Raw genomic sequence first — 17,888 nt, forward strand, 5'->3', positions numbered from 1 at the left:
CTCGAGGAGCGGCCCGGCTCCTCTCCCGTCGTGCCGAAGGAGACACGCCATGACAGAACCCGACTGCATCGTGGTGGGTGCCGGCCTCGCCGGACTGGTCGCCGCGAGCGAGCTGCTCGACGCCGGCAAGACCGTCACGATCGTCGATCAGGAGCCCGCGGCCTCCCTCGGCGGGCAGGCGTTCTGGTCGTTCGGCGGTCTGTTCCTGGTCGACTCGCCGGAGCAGCGCAGGATGGGCGTGCACGACTCGCTGGCCCTCGCCCGGCAGGACTGGTTCGGCAGTGCGGCGTTCGACCGCGACGAGGACCACTGGCCCCGGCGATGGGCCGAGGCCTACCTCCAGTTCGCCGCCGGCGAGAAGCGCGCGTGGCTGCACGAGAAGGGGGTGCGGTTCTTCCCCGTCGTCGGCTGGGCGGAGCGCGGTGACGGCACCCCGGGCGGGCACGGCAACTCCGTCCCGCGCTTCCACATCACCTGGGGCACCGGGCCCGGCGTGGTGGAACCGTTCGTGCGTCGCGTCCAGGAGGGCGCGAGGACCGGGCAGGCACGACTGCTGCACCGTCACAGGGTCGACGAGCTCATCGTCGAGGCCGGGCGGGTCACGGGGGTGCGCGGCGAGATCCTCAAGCCGGACGCCGCGCGTCGCGGTGCCCCGAGCAACCGCGAGCGGATCGGCGACTTCGAGCTCCACGCCCCAGCCGTGGTGGTCGCCAGCGGCGGGATCGGCGGCAACCACGAGCTGGTGCGCGCCGCCTGGCCCGAGCGGCTCGGCACTCCCCCGGACTTCATGCTCTCCGGGGTGCCCGCCCACGTCGACGGCCGGATGCTCGGCATCGCGGAGAGGGCCGGCGCCCACCTCATCAACGGCGACCGGATGTGGCACTACACCGAGGGCATCCAGAACTGGGACCCGATCTGGCAGCGCCACGGAATCCGCATCCTCCCCGGGCCGTCGTCGCTCTGGTTGGACGCCCGCGGTGACCGCCTCCCCGCTCCGCTGTTCCCCGGCTTCGACACGCTCGGCACGCTGGAGCACCTGCGGCGCACGGGCTCCGACTACAGCTGGTTCATCCTCACCCAGAAGATCATCGAGAAGGAGTTCGCGCTCTCCGGCAGCGAGCAGAATCCCGACCTGACCGGCAAGGACTTCGGACTGCTCGCGAAGCGGGTGGGGCCGGGCGCGCCCGGCCCGGTCGAGGCGTTCAAAGAGAAGGGTGCGGATTTCGTCGTGGCGGACACCCTCGACGAGCTGCTGGCCGGGATGCAGCGCCTCTCGGAGGTGCCGCTCGACCTCGACCTCGTCACGCGCCACGTGCGCGAGCGAGACCGGGAGCTCGACAACGATTTCGGCAAGGACCTGCAGCTGGCTGCGGTCCGTGCCGCCCGCGCCTACCGCGGCGACAAGCTCATCCGGGTCGCGGCCCCGCACAAGCTCACCGATCCGAAGGCCGGCCCGATGATCGCAGTGAAGCTGCACATCCTGACCCGCAAGAGCCTCGGCGGCATCGAGACGGATCTGGACGGCCGGGTGCTCTCCGCCGACGGCACGGCGGTGCCCGGGCTGTACGCCGCCGGCGAGGCGAGTGGCTTCGGCGGCGGCGGCGTCCACGGCTACCGGGCGCTGGAGGGCACCTTCCTCGGCGGCTGTCTGTTCTCCGGCCGCCAGGCAGGACGCGCCATCGCGCGCGCCATCTGATGGGGTGGGAGATTCGTCACGAATGTCGTGATTCGTGGCACGAACCACGGCATTCGTGACGAATGTCGTCAGCCGCGGAGGCTCCACGCCTGGCGGCGGATGAGCGTGTGGCCGCGGCGCGTCGTGAGACGGGTCCACGGGCCGGTCTCGAGGATCGTGACCGGCTCGCCCTCGGCGAGGAAGCCGAGGCTCTCGGCGGCGAAGGCGGCGCCGGCCGGAACGTACTCGAGGGCATCGATCGGGCGGCCCCACACCTCGGCGCGCACGCGCTGCACCAGCTGCTCCCCCGTGCCCGTCGGCACGGCGTCGGCGACCTCGGCGATCCCGGCGGCCGCCGTCGACTGCAGCAGCTCGTAGGAGGTCTCCCCGACCTGACGCCAGCCGCCGCGGGGCGGCGAGATGCCCGCCCAGGTGACGGACGGCGCCTCCATCGGCAGGCGCACCTCCAGCGGAGCGCTCTCGACAGCACCGTCGACCGCGCCGCTCTCATCGCCGTCGCGGCCCTCCTCTTCGACCGCGCCCTGCTCGGAGGCCGCTGCAGCGCTCTCGGCCGCCTCGCGCACCCGCGCCAGCCGGTCGAGCAGTGAGCGGATCGGCACCACCACGTCGAACGTGACGTCGGGCGCCGTGAGGAACGTGCGCAGCCCGAGCACCGTGGGGGTCTGATCGAGCAGCCCCCGCGGATAGAGGATGGCGGTGTACACGGCCAGCACACCCGATCCGGCGATCAGGCGCACCGACCCCTCCTCGACGCGGGCGGCCCGAGACAGGTAGGTCTGCAGATCGGCGGCGGCGAGGGAATCCTGGAGAGAAAACGACTGGCTCATCTGCACTCTAAGCTACTAGAGACATCGGACGGAGACACTGTGACAGAGCCCCTCGAATCGCTGCTCGCCGCGCTCGACCTCACCGACACGGGAGCCAGGACGAACGAGGACATCTTCACGGGCCCCTCCCAGTGGATGCCGCTGGGCCGCGTGTTCGGCGGCCAGGTGCTGGCGCAGTCGATCGTCGCGGCCACACGCACCGTCGCGGACGACCGCAGCATCCACTCGATGCACGGCTACTTCCTGCGGCCGGGCGACGTCAATTTCCCGATCACCTTCTCGGTCGATCGCATCCACGACGGCCGGTCGTTCTCCACCCGGCGCACCCAGGCCTACCAGAACGGCCTGCCCATCCTGTCGATGATCGCGTCGTTCCAGACCGCGGACGAGGGTGTCGAGCACCAAGTGGCCATGCCGCAAGGCCTCCCCGACCCGGAGTCGCTGCCGAACTCCGCCGCGACACTCGAAGACGTCGAGCACCCCGTTGCGCAGTACTGGGCGAGCCAGCGGCCGTTCGACATGCGCCATGTGCCGTCGCCGATCTACCTCTCGGTCGAAGGCCCGCACGTCGCGCACCAGGCGGTCTGGTTCCGCGCGATCGGAACGCTGCCGGACGACCCGGCCCTCCACCGCGCCGCGCTCGCCTACGCGAGCGACTACACGATCATGGAGTCCGTGATGCGCCGCCACGGCGTCGCGTGGGCGACGCCCGGACTCAAAGCGGCCAGCCTCGACCACGCGATGTGGTGGCACCGCCCTGCCCGCGTCGACGAGTGGCTGCTCTACGTGCAGGAGTCCCCGAGCGCCGGGGGCGGACGCGGGCTGTCGCTGGGCCGGATCTTCAGCCGCGACGGGCGCCTGGTCGCCAGCGTCGCCCAGGAGGCGACCATCCGGGTACCGGACGACGCGGCGCGCGACTGAGACGGACCGGCCGGACAGCGGCGCCGAACTGCGTCGCCGCCTAGCCGAATGTGCTTCGCAACAGCACTGTGCCGTTGGCCGCGGCCCGGATGTCGACGGACGCGATGTCGGCGAGCGGGACGCTCGTCGTCGCGATGGGCGCGACGGTGCTGCCCTCCGCCGCCGACCAGGTCGAGATCTGGGTCTGGTGCCCCGAGCGGTCGGTGACCACCATCGCATAGGTCCACGTGCGGCCGCCGTCGTCTCCTCCGACCTTCGCATAGGTGCATCGGGAGTCGATCCGGGTGCCCCACGGCTCGGAGGTGAGCCGGAGGTCGGCGGAGAGTGCACTCGGCTCGACCTGCTCCATCGCGACGCTGGATCCGGGCGCAGAGGTGGGAATCACGGCAGGGATGGCGATCGCCAGCACTCCGACGAGCACGGCAGCGGCGACGGCGGCCAGGCCGCCGACCAGCCAGCGCGACCTCCATCGGCGTCTCCTGGCCTGATCGAGCAGGGACGGCAGCACCTCGGCGCCCAGCCCCGCGTCGCTCGGCGCCTCCTCGTCGAGGAGGGCGAACGCCTGCTCCCGCGGCACCCGGCTGAGGAGTCCCGGCATCCCGGCGAGCTCGGCGACCGCCGCCGAGCAGCTGTCGCACGCGTGCAGGTGCTCCTCGAACTGCTTCCGTTCGCCAGGCGAAAGGGAGCCGAGCACGTAGGCGGCGTCCCAGGTGGCGAACTCGTCGTGGATCATCGTTCGGTCACCCCTCGCTCCTGCAGCGACAACCGCATGGCGCGCAGGCCGTAGTGCAGCCGGGACTTGACCGTGCCTTCCGGGATCTCCAGCTCGCGCGAGATCTCGGCGATGGAACGGCCGCCGTAGTAGGCGTGGACGATCACCGCGCGGTGCTCGTCGGAGAGCTCGGCCAGCGCGTCGGAGACCAGCCACGCGTCGAGGACGGCATCGGCGCCGTCGTCGGCGGACGGCCGCTCCGGCAGGGTGTCGGTGCCGAACTCGTGCTGGCTGTGCGCGCTGCGCTTGTCGTCGATCACGATGTTGCGCGCGACCGTGAACAGCCAGGCGCGCGCCGACTGCTGGGACTGATCCAGCACCGCCGGCCTCCGCCAGGCACGCAGCAGGGTCTCCTGCACGACATCGTCCGCCATCGCCCGATCGCCGGTGAGGTGGACGACATAGCGCCACACGGCCTGCGCGTGCTGGTCGTGCAGTTCGCGCAGCAGGCGTGCGTCCTCATCCGGCATGGTCACCTCCCGACATTAAGCACGGAACGGGCGATGGAAAAGTTCAGAACTCCATGAGTGAACCCGAGCGTCGATCGTCTCGTGCTTACGCTAGGAGAAAGCACCGCCGACCGGGAGGTTCCACGATGACCGATTCCACACCGCTCACGCGACGGACCCTCGTCCAGCTCGGCGGGGCGAGCGCGGCGGGTGCAGGGGTGCTGCTGCTCGCGGCGTGCACACCGGGAGGGTCCGGCGCGACCGGTGGATCGGGGAACGACGGCACGGCCACCGTGGATCTCTCGTCCATCCCCGTCGGCGGCGCGGTCTCCGCCTCGCTCGGCTCGACGCCGATCGTGGTGTCGCAGCCCAAGGCGGGCGACGTGGTGGCGTTCAGCGCCGTCTGCACGCACCAGGGCTGCACGGTCGCACCGCAGGGTTCGGAGTTCGATTGCCCCTGCCACGGCTCGCGGTTCGACGGGACGACCGGCGACGTGCTGCAGGGCCCCGCGAGCAAGCCGCTCACCAAGCTCACGGCGTCCGTCGCCGGCGGGAAGGTCACGATCACCTCGTGACACGACCGCGTGCCCCTCGGCGTCAGCGTGGGAGGGTCAACGCGGGAGGGTCAGCGCGGGAGGTCAGCGCTTCGTGAACGTGACGGGGTCGTCGAGGTAGGGCGTCCAGGCCGCGCGCTCGCGGTCGTTGATGCGGCGCGGGCGCTGGCTCGTGGCGTCGATCAGCACGATCGTCGTCGCCGCCCGCGAGAACATCGTCCGCGGCTCGACACCGTCGGGCGACCAGACCTCGTAGTTGACCTCGAGGCTGGCGCCGCCGAGGCGCCCGAGCCAGAGCTGCACGTCGAGCGGCTGCCGGAGGTACGGGATCGGGGCGAGGTACTCGATCTCCTGGCGCGCGATCAGCGTCAGGGTGTCGGCCCCCGGCCGGCCGTCGAGCACGGCCGTCGAGCCGCCGACGGCCTCCCCGCTGCCCTGACCCGAGTCGTCCGGCGCCCAGAACGCCTCGATGCGCGCCTCCTCGAGGAGGCGCAGCATCTCGGCGTTGTTCACGTGCCCGTACGCGTCGAGATCGCTCCAGCGGAGCTTGATCGGGACGTGCAATCGCATCGGGAGGGCCTCAGTCGCGGGTGAGCTTGCGGTAGGCCGAGCGGTGCGGCTTGGCCGCGTCCGGACCGAGTCGCTGCACCTTGTTCTCTTCGTAGGCCTCGAAGTTGCCTTCGAACCAGTACCAGTCGGACGGGTTCTCCTCGGTGCCTTCGTAGGCGAGGATGTGGGTCGCGATGCGGTCGAGGAACCACCGGTCGTGGGTGATGACCACAGCGCAGCCGGGGAACTCGAGCAGCGCGTTCTCGAGGCTGGACAGCGTCTCGACGTCGAGGTCGTTGGTCGGCTCGTCGAGCAGGAGCAGGTTTCCGCCCTGCTTGAGCGTCAGCGCGAGGTTCAGACGGTTGCGCTCACCACCCGACAGCACGCCGGACTTCTTCTGCTGGTCAGGACCCTTGAACCCGAACGTGGAGACGTAGGCCCGCGACGGCACCTCGGTCTTGCCCACCTGGATGTAGTCGAGGCCGTCGGAGACGACCTCCCACACGTTCTTGTTCGGGTCGATTCCACCGCGCGTCTGGTCGACGTAGGAGATCTTGACGGTCTCGCCGACCTTGAGGTCACCGCCGTCGAGCGGCTCCAACCCGACGATCGTCTTGAACAGCGTGGTCTTGCCGACGCCGTTCGGTCCGATCACGCCGACGATGCCGTTGCGCGGCAGCGTGAAGGTCAGACCGTCGATGAGCACGCGGTCGCCGAACCCCTTCTGGAGGTTCTTCGCCTCGATCACGATCTGGCCGAGGCGCGGCCCCGGCGGGATCTGGATCTCTTCGAAGTCGAGCTTCCTGGTGCGCTCCGCCTCTGCCGCCATCTCCTCGTAGCGCGCCAGACGCGCCTTCGACTTGGCCTGACGGCCCTTTGCGTTGCTGCGCACCCAGTCGAGCTCGTCGGACAGGCGCTTGGCGAGCTTGGCGTCCTTCTTGCCCTGGACCTCCAGACGCTCGCGCTTCTTCTCGAGGTAGGTCGAGTAGTTGCCCTCGTAGGGGTAGAGGTGACCACGGTCGACCTCGGCGATCCACTCGGCCACGTGGTCGAGGAAGTACCGGTCGTGAGTGACGGCGAGCACAGCGCCGTGGTACTTGGCGAGGTGCTGCTCGAGCCAGAGCACGCTCTCGGCGTCGAGGTGGTTGGTCGGCTCGTCGAGCAGCAGGAGGTCGGGCTTCTGCAGCAGCAGCTTGCAGAGGGCGACGCGGCGCTTCTCACCGCCCGAGAGGGTGTTCACGGGCCAGTCGCCCGGGGGGCAGCGCAGCGCGTCCATCGCCTGCTCGAGCTGGGAGTCGAGGTCCCAGGCGTCGGCTGCGTCGATCTGTTCCTGGAGTGTGCCCATCTCGGCGAGCAGCGTGTCGAAGTCGGCGTCGGGGTCGGCGAGGAGGCCGGAGATCTCGTTGAAGCGGTCGACCTTGTCCTTGATCTCGCCGACGCCCTCCTGCACGTTCTCGAGGACGGTCTTGTTCTCGTCCAGCAGCGGCTCCTGCATCAGGATGCCGACGGTGTAGCCGGGCGACAGCTTGGCCTCGCCGTTGGAAGGGGTGTCGAGCCCGGCCATGATCTTCAGGATGGTCGACTTACCTGCGCCGTTCGGGCCGACAACGCCGATCTTGGCCCCCGGGAGGAACGCCATCGTGACGTCGTCCAGGATCACCTTGTCGCCGACCGCCTTGCGGGCCCTGACCATCGAGTAAATGTATTCGGCCACTCTTCTTCCTAAACTCCCTGTCCTGGACTCGCACAGACCGCTCGGACCTCGGCTCGCCGCCGGGCCCGCAGCCCTGTACGAGGATACCGGGAACTACCAGTCGATAGGTCGGGTCTGCCCGATCAGGCATCCGCCGGTCGCGAGCGTCGCAGTCGTCATGCTCTGGTAGCCGCCCGCATCGGCGCCGTACTGGCCGATGAGACAGGTGGCGCCCAGCTGAACAGAGAACTGGATGGAGTTCGCCTTCAGCCCGATGGTCGTCGTGTCGGCCGTCAGCTGCATGTCCTTCTTCGGGAACCCGGCAGCCACCAGCGCGTCGATGAAATCGCGCCCCTGCGCCCCCGCGTTGGCCGCGATGGTCGCGTGGTTGACCTTGTCGAAGTACGGCAGGTTCTGCGAAGCCGTTCCGTTCGGAACCAAGACCGGAGCCGCGGGCGCTGTGGCCGTCGGGGTCGGGCTGGCGACCGGGGTGGAGGCTGTCGGAGTCGGCGTGGTGGGCGACGGCGAACTGCACGCGCTGAGTGCCACGGCGAGGGCCAGGGCCGGGCCGATCAGGACGACGATTTGCGCCCTCCACCTGTGGCGTGCGGCGGTCGGTCGGGCCAGCGCTGTCATGGTGACCACCCTAGGGCTCCGCGCCTGTGGGAACTCCGCGAACCTCCCGGTGGGCCACGAGCGCAGCGCCGTCGACGCGCCGCGTGAACACGCTGCGCCCCCAGGCCAGGTCGTGGCCGATGGCGTCCGCGTCGATCTCGGCGGTGACGCCCTCGGGTTCACCCGCCCAGTCGCGCACCCGCAACCGCCCGGCCACCACCAGGGGATCGCCGCGGGCCACGCAAGCGGCGACGCTCTCAGCGAGTCGGTGCGTGGCGATGACGGTGTACCAGTTGCCCTGTGCGTCGCGCGGCCCGTCCCCACCGGGATCGGCGCCGGGATCGACGATCAGGCCATCCTCTGCGCAGACCTCGAGTGTGCAGACCGCGACTCGCGGACCCGTCACCAGCCGGAAGGTCGTGACCGGTGCCCCGACCTCCGGGATCACGTGTCTCGGTTTCGTCGCCACGACCCCATGCACCGCTACCGGATCAGCCATCGTCTCCCCGTCTCCGACCCCGTCGAATGGGGTCGAGACCACTCTCGCCGACGACGCAAGCGCCGCGCGGGCCGCCACCGGGATCAGTGGACAACCCGCCCGACGAAGCAGTTGTGGAGGACTCCGCCGCTCAGGCGGCGATCACGTACTCCGCGTACGACGCGCGGATCTTGTTGACCTTCGGCAGGGCGACCGCCAGGCAGTAGCCCTGACCCGGATTCTTGGCGAAGAAGTCCTGGTGGTACTCCTCCGCGCGGTAGAAGGGGCCGAGCGGCTCGATCGTGGTCACGACGCCGCCCTCCCAGTACTCCGACGCCCGGTCGCGCGCCGCCTCGAAGAGCTGCCGCTGCGTCTCGCCGTCGAAGAACATCGCCGAACGGTACTGCGTGCCGACGTCCGCGCCCTGGCGGTCGAGCTGCCGCGGGTCGTGCAGTGTGAAGAACACGTCGAGGATCACGTCGGCGGGGATCACCGCCGGGTCGAAGGTCACCGCGACGGCTTCGGCGTCGCCTGTCGTTCCCGTGCAGACCTCCTCGTACGTGGGGTCGACGGTCGTGCCGCCCGTGTAACCCGACACCACGTCCTGCACGCCCCGCAGGACGCGATACACCGCGTCCAGACACCAGAAGCAGCCGCCGGCCACGACGAAAGTCTCCATCGCGTCCATCCCTTCGATCGTCGTCACCCTCATTCTCTCCCGCGGATGCGCGACACAGCGCCCGCCCTGCCCGGTCCGGCGGCGTGACGCCGTTACCATCGCCGCATGCAGTGGTGGAATGACTTCGTCGATTGGCTCAACTCGTCGGCCGCCCAGCCCGCGGTCTTCAACGCGGTGGTCCTCGCGATCGCCGTCGTCGTCTCCGGATTGCTCGCCGCGTGGATCGCTCGCGGCGCCCTCCGTGGACTCCTCAAGCGCACCGACCGCCAGCAGAAGGCCAGCGCGATCGCCGCGCTCGTCGATGCGGCGACCGAGGCGTCCGTCTGGAACTCGCTGACACCCGCCGAGCAGGTGCTCTCCGACCGCGCCGTCGGGCAGGCCGACATCCTGGTCCGGCTGCTGCCGATCAAGGGCGCGGGGATCGCCGCCAACTGGGCGGGCCATCAGCTCGCCGAGATGAAGCGCGCATCCGCGACCTTCGGCTACCAGCTCGACCCTGCCGTCGCCGAGTTCCGCGACCGGCTGATCGAGTGGCAGAACAAGCCGGGACGTGCCCGCCGGATCTTCCAGGGCGACCTGGAGCGCTGGCGGTTCGAGTCGACGGACACCGACCGCACGTTGCTGGCCCAGCAGGACGCCTGGGTCGCACAGCAGCACCACGAGCAGTTCGCGCAGCCCGCCCAGGCCACGGCGACGCAACCCGCGCCGCCGGAGGCAGCCCCGGTCGGGGCAGCCCCGGTCGCGGCAGCCCCGACCACGCTGCCCACGACCCGCTTCGCCACCGCCCCCGCGGAGTCCGGCGAGCAGACGCCGCTCCCGGTCTCGGCGTTCACCGCCTCCGGCGACGACAACGACACCTCCCCGAGTCCCCGCTTCGGCCAGCCCGTCGGCTGACCGAGCGAGCAAACGACCCGAGCCACTCGGGTTCCACCACGGAACGAAGGGGCGCCGACCACCCGGTCGGCGCCCCTTCGTCGTCCCGGACGGCCCGGTGCTCAGCGCGTGTAGTCGCCGCGCGTGCTCCACCACCCGTCGAACAGGCTCGCCGGGACCCTCCGCTTGTGCTCGGTCGCCAGGTAGCGCGTCTCGATCGCCGTCGCGACGTGGTCCGACACGTCCTTGCCCTCGAGGAAGTCGTCGATGTCGCTGTACTCGATGCCCAGGTTCGCCTCGTCGGTCTGACCGGGATCGAGGTCGAGCAGGTCCGCCGTCGGCGCCTTCTCGTACAGCCGTGCCGGCGCGTCCAGGTGTTCGAGGAGCGCCCTGCCCTGACGCTTGGTGAGCCCCGTCAGCGGCGTGACATCCACGCCGCCGTCGCCGTACTTGGTGAAGAAGCCCGTGACCGCCTCCGCGGCGTGGTCGGTGCCGACCACCAGCAGCCGGCGCTGGCCGGCGATCGCGTACTGCGCGACCATCCGCAGCCGAGCCTTGACGTTGCCCTTGTTGAAGTCGGTCAGCGACTCGCCGAACGCGTCGGCGAACTCGGCCTGCACCCCGTCGACGCCGCGCTGGATGTTGAACACCGCTGTCCGCTGCGGCCGGATGAACGACAGCGCGAGCTGCGCGTCGTCCTCGTCGTGCTGCACCCCGTACGGAAGCCGCATCGCCACGAACTCCGCCTCGACACCCTCCTGGGCGAGGCGTTCGACGGCGAGCTGACAGAGCCGGCCGGCGAGCGAGGAGTCCTGACCTCCGCTGATGCCGAGCACGAAGCCGGAGGCTCCGGTCGCCGTCAGGTAGCGGACCAGGAAGTCCACCCGGCGCTCGACCTCGGCCGCAGGGTCGATGGCCGGCGAGACGTTCAGCTCTTCGATGATTCTGGCTTGGAGTTCGCGCATGACGACACCCTAGCCCGCGCGGATTTCGTGCGTATGAACTCCCCCGCGGACCCGCGGGCCTCTAGCATCGGCACCATGGATCCGAAGGTCGCCACCATCGTCCTCGTCCCGCTGCTGGCGGTCGTCGCCGCCCTCCTGGCCTCCCTGGTGGGACGGGTCGCCAAGCTCCCGCTCGTGGTGTTCGAGATCGTGCTCGGCATTCTGGTCGGGCCGAGCGTGCTGGGCTGGGTGCCGGCCTCCGACGCCCTGCACGCCGTCGGGCAGTTCGGACTGGCGTTCCTCTTCTTCATGGCGGGAAACGAGATCGACTTCCACGCCATCCGTGGTCGACCGCTGCGCCGTGCCTCCCTCGGCTGGCTGATCTCCCTCGCGGCCGGTGTGCTGATCGGCGTGCTGCTGGCACCCGACCCGATCGCGGGCGTCTACGTCGGCATCGCTCTGTGCTCCACGGCACTGGGCACGCTGATGCCGATGCTGCGCGACGCCGGCGAACTGCGCACGCCGTTCGGGCTCGCGGTCACCGCCGTCGGCGCGGTCGGCGAGTTCGGCCCGCTGCTCGCGATCTCGCTCTTCCTGAGCGGTCGCAAGCCGCTCTCGGCGGCGATCGTGCTGATCGCGTTCGCGGTGATCGCCGCGGCGGCCGTCTGGTTCGCCGCTCGCGGCGGCCACGAACGCTTCCACGCCCTCGTGCGTGCCACACTGCACACGAGCGGGCAGTTCGCGATCCGGTTCGTCGTGCTGGTCGTCGCCGCCCTCGTCGGGCTGAGCCTCGCGCTCGGGCTCGACATGCTGCTGGGAGCGTTCGCCGCCGGCGTGATCTGCCGGGTGCTGCTGCGCGGGGCGGAGGAGAGCGACGCCCGGTTGATCGAGACGAAGCTGGAGGCGGTGGCGTTCGGCGTCCTGGTGCCGGTGTTCTTCATCGAGACCGGGATCACGTTCGACCTCCGCGCGCTCCTGACCGACCCGCACGCGCTCCTGCTGCTCCCCATTTTCGTGATCCTGCTGCTCGTGGTGCGCGGCCTGCCCGGCTCGATCGCCACTCCGGCCGGATCGACGTTCGGCGACCGTGCCTCGCTGACGCTGTTCAGCGCCACCGGACTGCCGATCATCGTCGCGGTCACGAGCATCGGTGTCGCCGCTCACGACCTGACGTCCGGCACCGCGACGGCGCTCGTCGGCGCGGGGATGCTGTCGGTGCTGATCTTCCCGGTCGTCGCGCTGACGCTGCGGCGTCGCTCGGCCGACGGCGGCCTGCGGCCTCCCGACCCGGATCGGGTGCCGGTGGAGGGCTGAGGCGCCGGCGCACGCCGAGGTTCAGGGCACGCGCGTTACGGCTCTCGCCAGAATCGCGGTGGTGAGCGCCTCCACTGGCTCCCGCGCCGCCGACGGGTTGGACAGCAGCGTGAAGTCGACGTGGCCGAGCTCGGGCAGACCGAAGCGGTTCGTCACCTTGATCAGGTCCGTGGGGATCAGCGACCGGGGGAAGACCGCGACGCCCAGCCCGGCGCGCACGGCGGCGAGCACCCCGTTGACCTCTCGCGTGTTGCAGGTGATCCGCCACGTGCGCCCTGCCTGCTCCAGAGCGTCGATCGTGATCTGGCGGCTGAGGCTGGGGCCTTGGTAGGCGATCAGCGGAACCGGCGCGTCCGGGTCGAGCACGGTCTTCTCCTGCCCCATCCAGACCAGCTCGTCGGTGGCGACCACGGTGCCGTCCGTCGTGCCGGGGTTCTGCTTGATGAAGATCAGGTCGAGCTGCCCGGCCTGCAGCCGCCGATGCAGCGGCGCGGACTGGTCGACGGTCAGCTCGAGGTTGACCTGCGGGTTCTGTTGCCGGAAATGCCGCAGGATGCGCGGGAGGGTCGTGATCGCCAAGTCGTCCGCCGCGCCGAAGCGCAGCCGGCCGCGCATCGCCGACCCGCTGAAGTAACTGTCGGCCTCGGCGTGGGCCGCCAGGATCGTGCGCGCGAACCCGGCCATCGCGTCGCCATTGTCGGTCAGCCGCACCTCCCGCGTGTCACGTGCGACCAGCTGCCGCTTCGCCGCCTGCTCCAGCCTGCGCACGTGCTGGCTCACCGTCGGCTGGCTGATGCCCAGCCGCTGGGCCGCGCGCGTGAACGAGCGCGTGTCCGCGATCGCGAGGAACGTCCGGAGCAGGACCGGGTCGAACATTCGTCCTCCGTGCTCGTCGCCACCGGGTAATCATTCGGAAACCCAATGGTAGTTATAGGGTCGATTCGCTGAAAGAATAGCGCGGATTCCGTAGCGTTGAGGCAAGCAGAACGAACATACGAAACCAGGAACGCAGGAAATCCCCGTGGCGAACCCCGCAGCAGCCGTCCCCTCACCAGCCCCCTCCGCGCCGCCCACCGGCCCGATGCCGGTGCTCTCCGCCCGCCCGCCGTGGCGCGAAACCTTCATCTCACTGCGGGTGACGAACTATCGCCGGTTCGCCGCCAGCAACCTGGTCGCGAACACGGCGGTCTGGATGCAGCGCATCGCGATGGACTGGCTGGTCCTCCAGCTCTCGGGCAGCGTCGCCGCCGTCGGCATCACGGTCTTCATGCAGTTCACGCCCATGCTGATCTTCGGCCTCTGGGGCGGGGTCATCGCCGACCGCTACTCGAAGCAGCGGCTGCTCGTCTGCACGCAGTCGGCCGCCGCCGCGCTCGCCGCCCTGCTCGCCGTCCTCACGCTCACCGGCGCCGTGGAGGTCTGGCACGTCTACGCGATCTCCTTCGCCCTCGGCCTGGTCACCGTCGTCGACAACCCCGCACGGCAGGTCTTCGTCAACGAGCTCGTCGGGCCCACCTACCTCCGCAACGCGATCAGCCTGAACTCCTCGATCTTCCAACTCGGCGGCCTGATCGGCCCGGCGCTCGGCGGAATCCTGATCACGGCCGTCGGCGGCGGCTGGTCGTTCGCCATCAACGCGGTGGCCTGCCTGGCGGTCGTCGGGTCGCTGCTCAGCCTCCGCAGCGGCGAGCTCCACCACTCGCCCGCCGCCCCGCGCGGCAAGGGTCAGCTCGCCGAGGGGATGCGTTACGTGCGCCGCAAGCCGGTGATCTTCTGGACCGTGGTGATGGTCGCCGTGCTCGCCGTCTTCGCGTTCAACATGCCGGTGTTCCTGGCCGCATACGCCAACGACGTGTACGACGTGGGAGCCCAGGGCTACGGAATGTTCAACGCGTTTGTCGCCGCCGGAGCGCTCGCCGGGGCGCTGGCCTCCACCCGACGCACGTCCGTGCGCCTCTCGATGGTCGTCGGAACCGCCGCCGCGCTCGGCATCGTGCAGGCCCTCGCGGGATTCGCGCCGGGCGAGATCGCCTTCAGCGTGCTGCTCGTGGGCATCGGCGTAGGGAACCTGCTGTTCATCACAGCGGCCAACTCGCTGGTGCAGATGTCGTCGAACGTGCAGATCCGCGGTCGAGTCATCTCCCTGTACATCCTCGTCCTGCTCGGCGGCCAGGCCCTCGGCGGCCCGCTCATGGGCTGGATCGTGGAGGCCCTCGGCCCGCACGTGGCGATGGCGATCTCGGGGCTCGTCCCCGCGGTCGCTGCGGTGATCGTCGCTCTGATGATCGCCAGGAACGCCAGCCTGCGGTTGCGGTTCGGCCTCCGCGGACGCCGGCCTGTGATCGCGATCGTGAACCGAGCGGGCAAGGCGGGCGCATCCCTGTAAACGCCGCGCCGACGAAGCGCTCCCCGCCCGCTGCGGTATCGTGGAGGCCGCGCCCCCGTAGCTCAGCGGATAGAGCAGGAGCCTTCTAATCTCTTGGTCGCAGGTTCGATTCCTGCCGGGGGCACCACACTGCCCGGAGCAGCTCTCGCGGTGCTTCTCATCCCTTGGTCGCAGGTTCGATTCCTGCCGGGGGCACCACACTGCCCGCGAGACGGCGCTAACCGAGTCCGCAGGGCGCGAGGCTGCGCAGAATCAGCCGCCTCGCGACGTCGTCAGAGGGCGCGCGCTGCGGCGACGAGCACCTGATTCAATGTCGGGACGCCCTCCGCACGGAAGACCTCGGCGCCGTCAGCACCGAGCACGATGACGGTCGGCGTGGAGCGGATGCCGTCGCGCTCCGCCCGCTCCGGCTCGCGGGCCACGTCGCGCTCGGTCACCGACAGCGCGGGAACCAGCCGCCTCGCCTCCGCGAGCACCGCCCTGGTCTGCATGCACGGCTCGCAGAAGGCCGACGAGTACAGGGTCAACTCGACGTCCCGGGTGACGGGACGGTCAACGGCGGGTGTCGCATCCACGACCACCAGTGTACGTCCGGCGAATTCCCGGCGACGATCCCGCTATCCGCCCCGGCGCGACACCCGCACGCAACCCGGCCGACCGACAATCGGGACGTGAGCCGAACCACCTATACACGGTACGTGGCTCTCGGGGACTCGATCACCGAGGGGCTCTGCGATCCTGCGCCCGCGCGCCCGGAAACCTGGCTCGGCTGGGCCGTCCGGCTCGCCGGCATCCTCGACGGCGACGCCCGGCTCTCCGGGCACTCCATCGAGTTCGCCAACCTGGCCGTGCGCGGCCGACGCATCGCGGATGTGGTCGGCGAGCAGGTCCCCGGCGCGCTGGCGCTGAAGCCCGACCTGGTCTCGGTACTCGTCGGCGCCAACGATCTGATGAGCCCTGCCGCCGATCCGGACGCACTGGCCGAACGCCTCGCCGACGGGGTGCGGATGCTGCGGGCACACGGCACGACCGTGCTGCTCGCCAACCTCTTCGATCCGCAGTTCGCGTTCTTCCTCAAGCCGTTCCGCGGTCGAGCCGCCGTCTTCAACGCGAACATCTGGAGCATCGCCCGCGACCACCACGCCGTGGTGCTCGACGTCTGGGGCGTGCGGGAGTTCCGGGACCCGGCGATGTGGGGCGCCGACCGCGTGCACCTCAGCTCGCGCGGCCACCGCCTCCTCGCCACGCACGCGGCCCACGCGCTGGGCGTGCCGTACGCGGAGACCACTGTCGCGGACACCGCGGACGCCCGCGACGAGCAGGTGTCCGCCCCCGAGCTGCCGGAGGATCTTCCGTTCCGCACCTGGTTGCGCGTCCACGCCATCCCGTGGGCAGCGCGGCGCCTGCGCGGCATCTCGTCCGGCGACGGGCTCAGCCCCAAACTGCCCCAGGTGCAACCCGTGCACACGCAGCCGCTGCACGCCCAGGCGCTCAGCGGCCAGGCGCGGGGCGCGCAGCCGCGGATGGTCGGAGGCCAGCACTAGACTGGCGAGCATGGCTGCCTCTACGGATCGACTGGTCTGGATCGACTGCGAAATGACCGGACTCGACCTCGAGGTCGACGAGCTCGTCGAGATCGCCGTCGTCATCACCGACTTCGAGCTGAACGTGCTCGACCCGGGCCTCAGCATCGTGATCAAGCCCGACGCGTCCGCTCTCGCCAACATGAACGAATTCGTGCGCGACATGCACACGACATCCGGGCTCATCGAAGAGATCCCGAACGGCAAGAGCCTCGCCGAAGCCGAATACGAAGTGCTGGAGTACGTGCTCAAGTACGCACCGACCGCGCGCACCGCCCCTCTCGCCGGCAACACGATCGGCACCGACCGCATGTTCCTGGCCAAGTACATGCCGCGCCTCGATAACCACCTGCACTACCGCAACGTCGACGTCTCCTCCATCAAAGAGCTCGCCCGCCGCTGGTTCCCGCGCATCTACTTCAACGCGCCGGAGAAGAACGGCGGCCACCGCGCACTCGCCGACATTCTGGAGTCCATCCGCGAGCTCGACTACTACCGCGCTGCGGCGTTCGTGAGCGAGCCGGGGCCGACCACGGAGCAGACCCAGGAGGCCGCGGCGGGCGTCGTGGAAAAATGGGCCGCTCGGATGTACTAGAATCGACGAGTTGCCTCGAACGGAACGGACATCGCAAGATGACCGGTCCGAGCGACGGACATGGTGGGTATAGCTCAGCTGGTAGAGCGCCTGGTTGTGGTCCAGGAGGTCGCGGGTTCAAGCCCCGTTACTCACCCCAATAGCGCCTGGTTGCGGTACTGAATCCGCAAGCAGGTCGCGGGTTCAAGCCCCGTTACTCACCCCAATAGACAAAAGGCACGCCCACGAGGGCGTGCCTTTTGCTGTGGCTCACTCCACCGCACGATGCAGGAGGAAGATGCCTCCGTGCGCCGGCAGATGGCTGCGCTCCCGGTCGGTCTCGACGTACTCGTCGATCACCGCGACGATCCGTCTGTCGAGCTCGGCGACATCCTCCGCCGAGAGGTGCAGCGAGAACCGGGCGTACGCGGCGATCGAGGCAGGTCCGGCCTCCGCGAGCTCCTGCTGGAACGCGTCGACCGGCGCTAAGCCCGCCCCGGAGGCGACCCCCTCCACCGGCATCGACAGCCACCAGCTCTTCCGGGTCGAACGATACGGCTTCTCCAGGGCGCCGCTCTCGCCCGACCGCACGTCGGCCGCCTCCAGGAACCCCGCCGCCACGAGCTGCCGCACGTGGTAGTAGACCGTGCCGGCATCCTCCCCCAGACGGTCGGCGAGCTGCTTGTTCGTCAGCTCATGGTCGCCGCAGAGCCGCAGGATGCGCACCCGCAGCGGGTGCGACATCGCCTTGATCTCGGCGACGGTCGCCGGACGCCGTTTCGCGTCCGGGCCGGCTGGTTCGCCCGTCGGGCCGGGCACCGCACGCTGCTGCTGCTGCTGCTGCTGCTGCTGCTGGGACATGCAACCATCGTACCCATCTATTGAGTTCTCTCATATCGATTGAATTTTCCCAATCGGTGTGGAATCGTGAGAGTCGTGACAGCAATACGCCTCGGATCCGGATACTGGAAGCTCTGGAGC

Annotated in this window: 20 protein-coding genes and 2 tRNA genes; 10 read left to right on the top strand and 12 right to left on the bottom strand. The window is 69.9% G+C overall.

The window, feature by feature from the left end; genetic code table 11:
- The first annotated feature begins 49 nt into the window (after window positions 1–49).
- Window positions 50–1,696 carry an FAD-binding dehydrogenase gene (locus JNB50_RS20830; protein WP_208042056.1) on the top strand — a complete coding sequence of 549 codons (1,647 nt, stop codon included), beginning with the start codon at window positions 50–52 and terminating at the stop codon, window positions 1,694–1,696.
- 68 nt (window positions 1,697–1,764) lie between these two features.
- Here the strand turns inward: JNB50_RS20830 and JNB50_RS20835 are convergent, their stop codons facing one another.
- Complete coding sequence (locus JNB50_RS20835; protein WP_208042057.1) at window positions 1,765–2,523, bottom strand: hypothetical protein; 759 nt, start codon at window positions 2,521–2,523, stop codon at window positions 1,765–1,767.
- Between the two features lie 39 nt (window positions 2,524–2,562).
- On the opposite strand from JNB50_RS20835, the gene JNB50_RS20840 reads away from it, so the two are divergent.
- Window positions 2,563–3,444 carry an acyl-CoA thioesterase II gene (locus tag JNB50_RS20840; protein WP_208042058.1) on the top strand — a complete coding sequence of 294 codons (882 nt, stop codon included), beginning with the start codon at window positions 2,563–2,565 and terminating at the stop codon, window positions 3,442–3,444.
- A gap of 40 nt (window positions 3,445–3,484) precedes the next feature.
- Here JNB50_RS20840 and JNB50_RS20845 read toward each other — a convergent pair whose 3' ends face one another.
- The gene (locus JNB50_RS20845; RefSeq protein WP_208042059.1) at window positions 3,485–4,177 is read right to left on the bottom strand and encodes an anti-sigma factor; all 693 of its coding nucleotides are present in this window, start codon (window positions 4,175–4,177) and stop codon (window positions 3,485–3,487) included.
- The gene (locus JNB50_RS20850) at window positions 4,174–4,686 is read right to left on the bottom strand and encodes a sigma-70 family RNA polymerase sigma factor (RefSeq protein ID WP_208042078.1); all 513 of its coding nucleotides are present in this window, start codon (window positions 4,684–4,686) and stop codon (window positions 4,174–4,176) included. Before JNB50_RS20850 ends, JNB50_RS20845 begins: the two co-directional genes overlap by 4 nt.
- Before the next feature lie 125 nt (window positions 4,687–4,811).
- Between JNB50_RS20850 and JNB50_RS20855 the strand changes: the two genes are divergently transcribed.
- On the top strand, window positions 4,812–5,240 hold the full coding sequence (locus tag JNB50_RS20855) for a ubiquinol-cytochrome c reductase iron-sulfur subunit (protein WP_208042060.1): 429 nt from the start codon (window positions 4,812–4,814) through the stop codon (window positions 5,238–5,240).
- 63 nt (window positions 5,241–5,303) lie between these two features.
- Here the strand turns inward: JNB50_RS20855 and JNB50_RS20860 are convergent, their stop codons facing one another.
- The 5 genes from JNB50_RS20860 to msrA form a co-directional block, all read right to left on the bottom strand.
- Window positions 5,304–5,789, bottom strand: a complete 486-nt coding sequence (locus JNB50_RS20860) for a thioesterase family protein (RefSeq protein WP_208042061.1) — start codon at window positions 5,787–5,789, stop codon at window positions 5,304–5,306.
- Between the two features lie 10 nt (window positions 5,790–5,799).
- Complete coding sequence (ettA, locus tag JNB50_RS20865; RefSeq protein WP_208042062.1) at window positions 5,800–7,482, bottom strand: energy-dependent translational throttle protein EttA; 1,683 nt, start codon at window positions 7,480–7,482, stop codon at window positions 5,800–5,802.
- 93 nt (window positions 7,483–7,575) lie between these two features.
- Window positions 7,576–8,097, bottom strand: coding sequence for a hypothetical protein (locus JNB50_RS20870; RefSeq protein WP_243768766.1), 522 nt, complete (start codon window positions 8,095–8,097; stop codon window positions 7,576–7,578).
- A gap of 10 nt (window positions 8,098–8,107) precedes the next feature.
- Window positions 8,108–8,545 (bottom strand): single-stranded DNA-binding protein, encoded by a 438-nt coding sequence (locus JNB50_RS20875; RefSeq protein WP_208042063.1) that lies wholly within the window; start codon window positions 8,543–8,545, stop codon window positions 8,108–8,110.
- Between the two features lie 160 nt (window positions 8,546–8,705).
- Complete coding sequence (gene msrA / locus JNB50_RS20880) at window positions 8,706–9,233, bottom strand: peptide-methionine (S)-S-oxide reductase MsrA (protein ID WP_208042080.1); 528 nt, start codon at window positions 9,231–9,233, stop codon at window positions 8,706–8,708.
- Window positions 9,234–9,338: 105 nt separating this feature from the next.
- Here msrA and JNB50_RS20885 point away from each other — a divergent pair, with 105 nt between their 5' ends.
- Window positions 9,339–10,127, top strand: a complete 789-nt coding sequence (locus JNB50_RS20885) for a hypothetical protein (protein WP_243768768.1) — start codon at window positions 9,339–9,341, stop codon at window positions 10,125–10,127.
- Between the two features lie 101 nt (window positions 10,128–10,228).
- Here the strand turns inward: JNB50_RS20885 and nadE are convergent, their stop codons facing one another.
- Entirely contained in the window at window positions 10,229–11,071 is an 843-nt protein-coding gene (nadE, locus tag JNB50_RS20890) for an ammonia-dependent NAD(+) synthetase (RefSeq protein ID WP_208042064.1), read from the bottom strand.
- Between the two features lie 75 nt (window positions 11,072–11,146).
- On the opposite strand from nadE, the gene JNB50_RS20895 reads away from it, so the two are divergent.
- On the top strand, window positions 11,147–12,364 hold the full coding sequence (locus tag JNB50_RS20895) for a cation:proton antiporter (protein WP_208042065.1): 1,218 nt from the start codon (window positions 11,147–11,149) through the stop codon (window positions 12,362–12,364).
- Between the two features lie 21 nt (window positions 12,365–12,385).
- Here JNB50_RS20895 and JNB50_RS20900 read toward each other — a convergent pair whose 3' ends face one another.
- Complete coding sequence (locus JNB50_RS20900) at window positions 12,386–13,240, bottom strand: LysR substrate-binding domain-containing protein (protein ID WP_208042066.1); 855 nt, start codon at window positions 13,238–13,240, stop codon at window positions 12,386–12,388.
- A 205-nt stretch (window positions 13,241–13,445) separates the two neighbouring features.
- On the opposite strand from JNB50_RS20900, the gene JNB50_RS20905 reads away from it, so the two are divergent.
- The gene (locus JNB50_RS20905) at window positions 13,446–14,750 is read left to right on the top strand and encodes an MFS transporter (RefSeq protein ID WP_208042081.1); all 1,305 of its coding nucleotides are present in this window, start codon (window positions 13,446–13,448) and stop codon (window positions 14,748–14,750) included.
- A 51-nt stretch (window positions 14,751–14,801) separates the two neighbouring features.
- Window positions 14,802–14,877 (top strand) — tRNA-Arg (locus JNB50_RS20910).
- Window positions 14,878–15,022: 145 nt separating this feature from the next.
- Here JNB50_RS20910 and JNB50_RS20915 read toward each other — a convergent pair.
- Entirely contained in the window at window positions 15,023–15,325 is a 303-nt protein-coding gene (locus JNB50_RS20915) for a thioredoxin (protein WP_208042067.1), read from the bottom strand.
- 96 nt (window positions 15,326–15,421) lie between these two features.
- Here JNB50_RS20915 and JNB50_RS20920 point away from each other — a divergent pair, with 96 nt between their 5' ends.
- The 3 genes from JNB50_RS20920 to JNB50_RS20930 all read left to right on the top strand — a co-directional run bounded on the left by JNB50_RS20920 (window position 15,422) and on the right by JNB50_RS20930 (window position 17,067).
- Window positions 15,422–16,294 (top strand): SGNH/GDSL hydrolase family protein, encoded by an 873-nt coding sequence (locus JNB50_RS20920; RefSeq protein WP_208042068.1) that lies wholly within the window; start codon window positions 15,422–15,424, stop codon window positions 16,292–16,294.
- 10 nt (window positions 16,295–16,304) lie between these two features.
- Window positions 16,305–16,928, top strand: coding sequence for an oligoribonuclease (orn, locus tag JNB50_RS20925; RefSeq protein ID WP_208042069.1), 624 nt, complete (start codon window positions 16,305–16,307; stop codon window positions 16,926–16,928).
- A 63-nt stretch (window positions 16,929–16,991) separates the two neighbouring features.
- Window positions 16,992–17,067 (top strand) — tRNA-His (locus JNB50_RS20930).
- Between the two features lie 110 nt (window positions 17,068–17,177).
- Here JNB50_RS20930 and JNB50_RS20935 read toward each other — a convergent pair.
- On the bottom strand, window positions 17,178–17,768 hold the full coding sequence (locus JNB50_RS20935) for a transcriptional regulator (protein ID WP_208042070.1): 591 nt from the start codon (window positions 17,766–17,768) through the stop codon (window positions 17,178–17,180).
- Window positions 17,769–17,888 lie beyond the last annotated feature (120 nt).

It is taken from the genome of Leifsonia sp. TF02-11, from assembly GCF_017565305.1.
In the GTDB taxonomy this organism is placed as follows: domain Bacteria; phylum Actinomycetota; class Actinomycetes; order Actinomycetales; family Microbacteriaceae; genus Leifsonia.

What these genes read in the sequence shown, in the direction of transcription:
- JNB50_RS20830 (WP_208042056.1), top strand. Translation starts at nt 50, where the DNA reads ATGACAGAACCCGACTGCATCGTGGTGGGTGCCGGCCTCGCCGGACTG.
- JNB50_RS20835 (WP_208042057.1), bottom strand. Translation starts at nt 2,523, where the DNA reads ATGAGCCAGTCGTTTTCTCTCCAGGATTCCCTCGCCGCCGCCGATCTG.
- JNB50_RS20845 (WP_208042059.1), bottom strand. Translation starts at nt 4,177, where the DNA reads ATGATCCACGACGAGTTCGCCACCTGGGACGCCGCCTACGTGCTCGGC.
- JNB50_RS20850 (WP_208042078.1), bottom strand. Translation starts at nt 4,686, where the DNA reads ATGCCGGATGAGGACGCACGCCTGCTGCGCGAACTGCACGACCAGCAC.
- JNB50_RS20855 (WP_208042060.1), top strand. Translation starts at nt 4,812, where the DNA reads ATGACCGATTCCACACCGCTCACGCGACGGACCCTCGTCCAGCTCGGC.
- JNB50_RS20860 (WP_208042061.1), bottom strand. Translation starts at nt 5,789, where the DNA reads ATGCGATTGCACGTCCCGATCAAGCTCCGCTGGAGCGATCTCGACGCG.
- JNB50_RS20870 (WP_243768766.1), bottom strand. Translation starts at nt 8,097, where the DNA reads ATGACAGCGCTGGCCCGACCGACCGCCGCACGCCACAGGTGGAGGGCG.
- msrA (WP_208042080.1), bottom strand. Translation starts at nt 9,233, where the DNA reads ATGGAGACTTTCGTCGTGGCCGGCGGCTGCTTCTGGTGTCTGGACGCG.
- JNB50_RS20885 (WP_243768768.1), top strand. Translation starts at nt 9,339, where the DNA reads ATGCAGTGGTGGAATGACTTCGTCGATTGGCTCAACTCGTCGGCCGCC.
- nadE (WP_208042064.1), bottom strand. Translation starts at nt 11,071, where the DNA reads ATGCGCGAACTCCAAGCCAGAATCATCGAAGAGCTGAACGTCTCGCCG.
- JNB50_RS20895 (WP_208042065.1), top strand. Translation starts at nt 11,147, where the DNA reads ATGGATCCGAAGGTCGCCACCATCGTCCTCGTCCCGCTGCTGGCGGTC.
- JNB50_RS20900 (WP_208042066.1), bottom strand. Translation starts at nt 13,240, where the DNA reads ATGTTCGACCCGGTCCTGCTCCGGACGTTCCTCGCGATCGCGGACACG.
- JNB50_RS20905 (WP_208042081.1), top strand. Translation starts at nt 13,446, where the DNA reads ATGCCGGTGCTCTCCGCCCGCCCGCCGTGGCGCGAAACCTTCATCTCA.
- orn (WP_208042069.1), top strand. Translation starts at nt 16,305, where the DNA reads ATGGCTGCCTCTACGGATCGACTGGTCTGGATCGACTGCGAAATGACC.
- JNB50_RS20935 (WP_208042070.1), bottom strand. Translation starts at nt 17,768, where the DNA reads ATGTCCCAGCAGCAGCAGCAGCAGCAGCAGCAGCAGCGTGCGGTGCCC.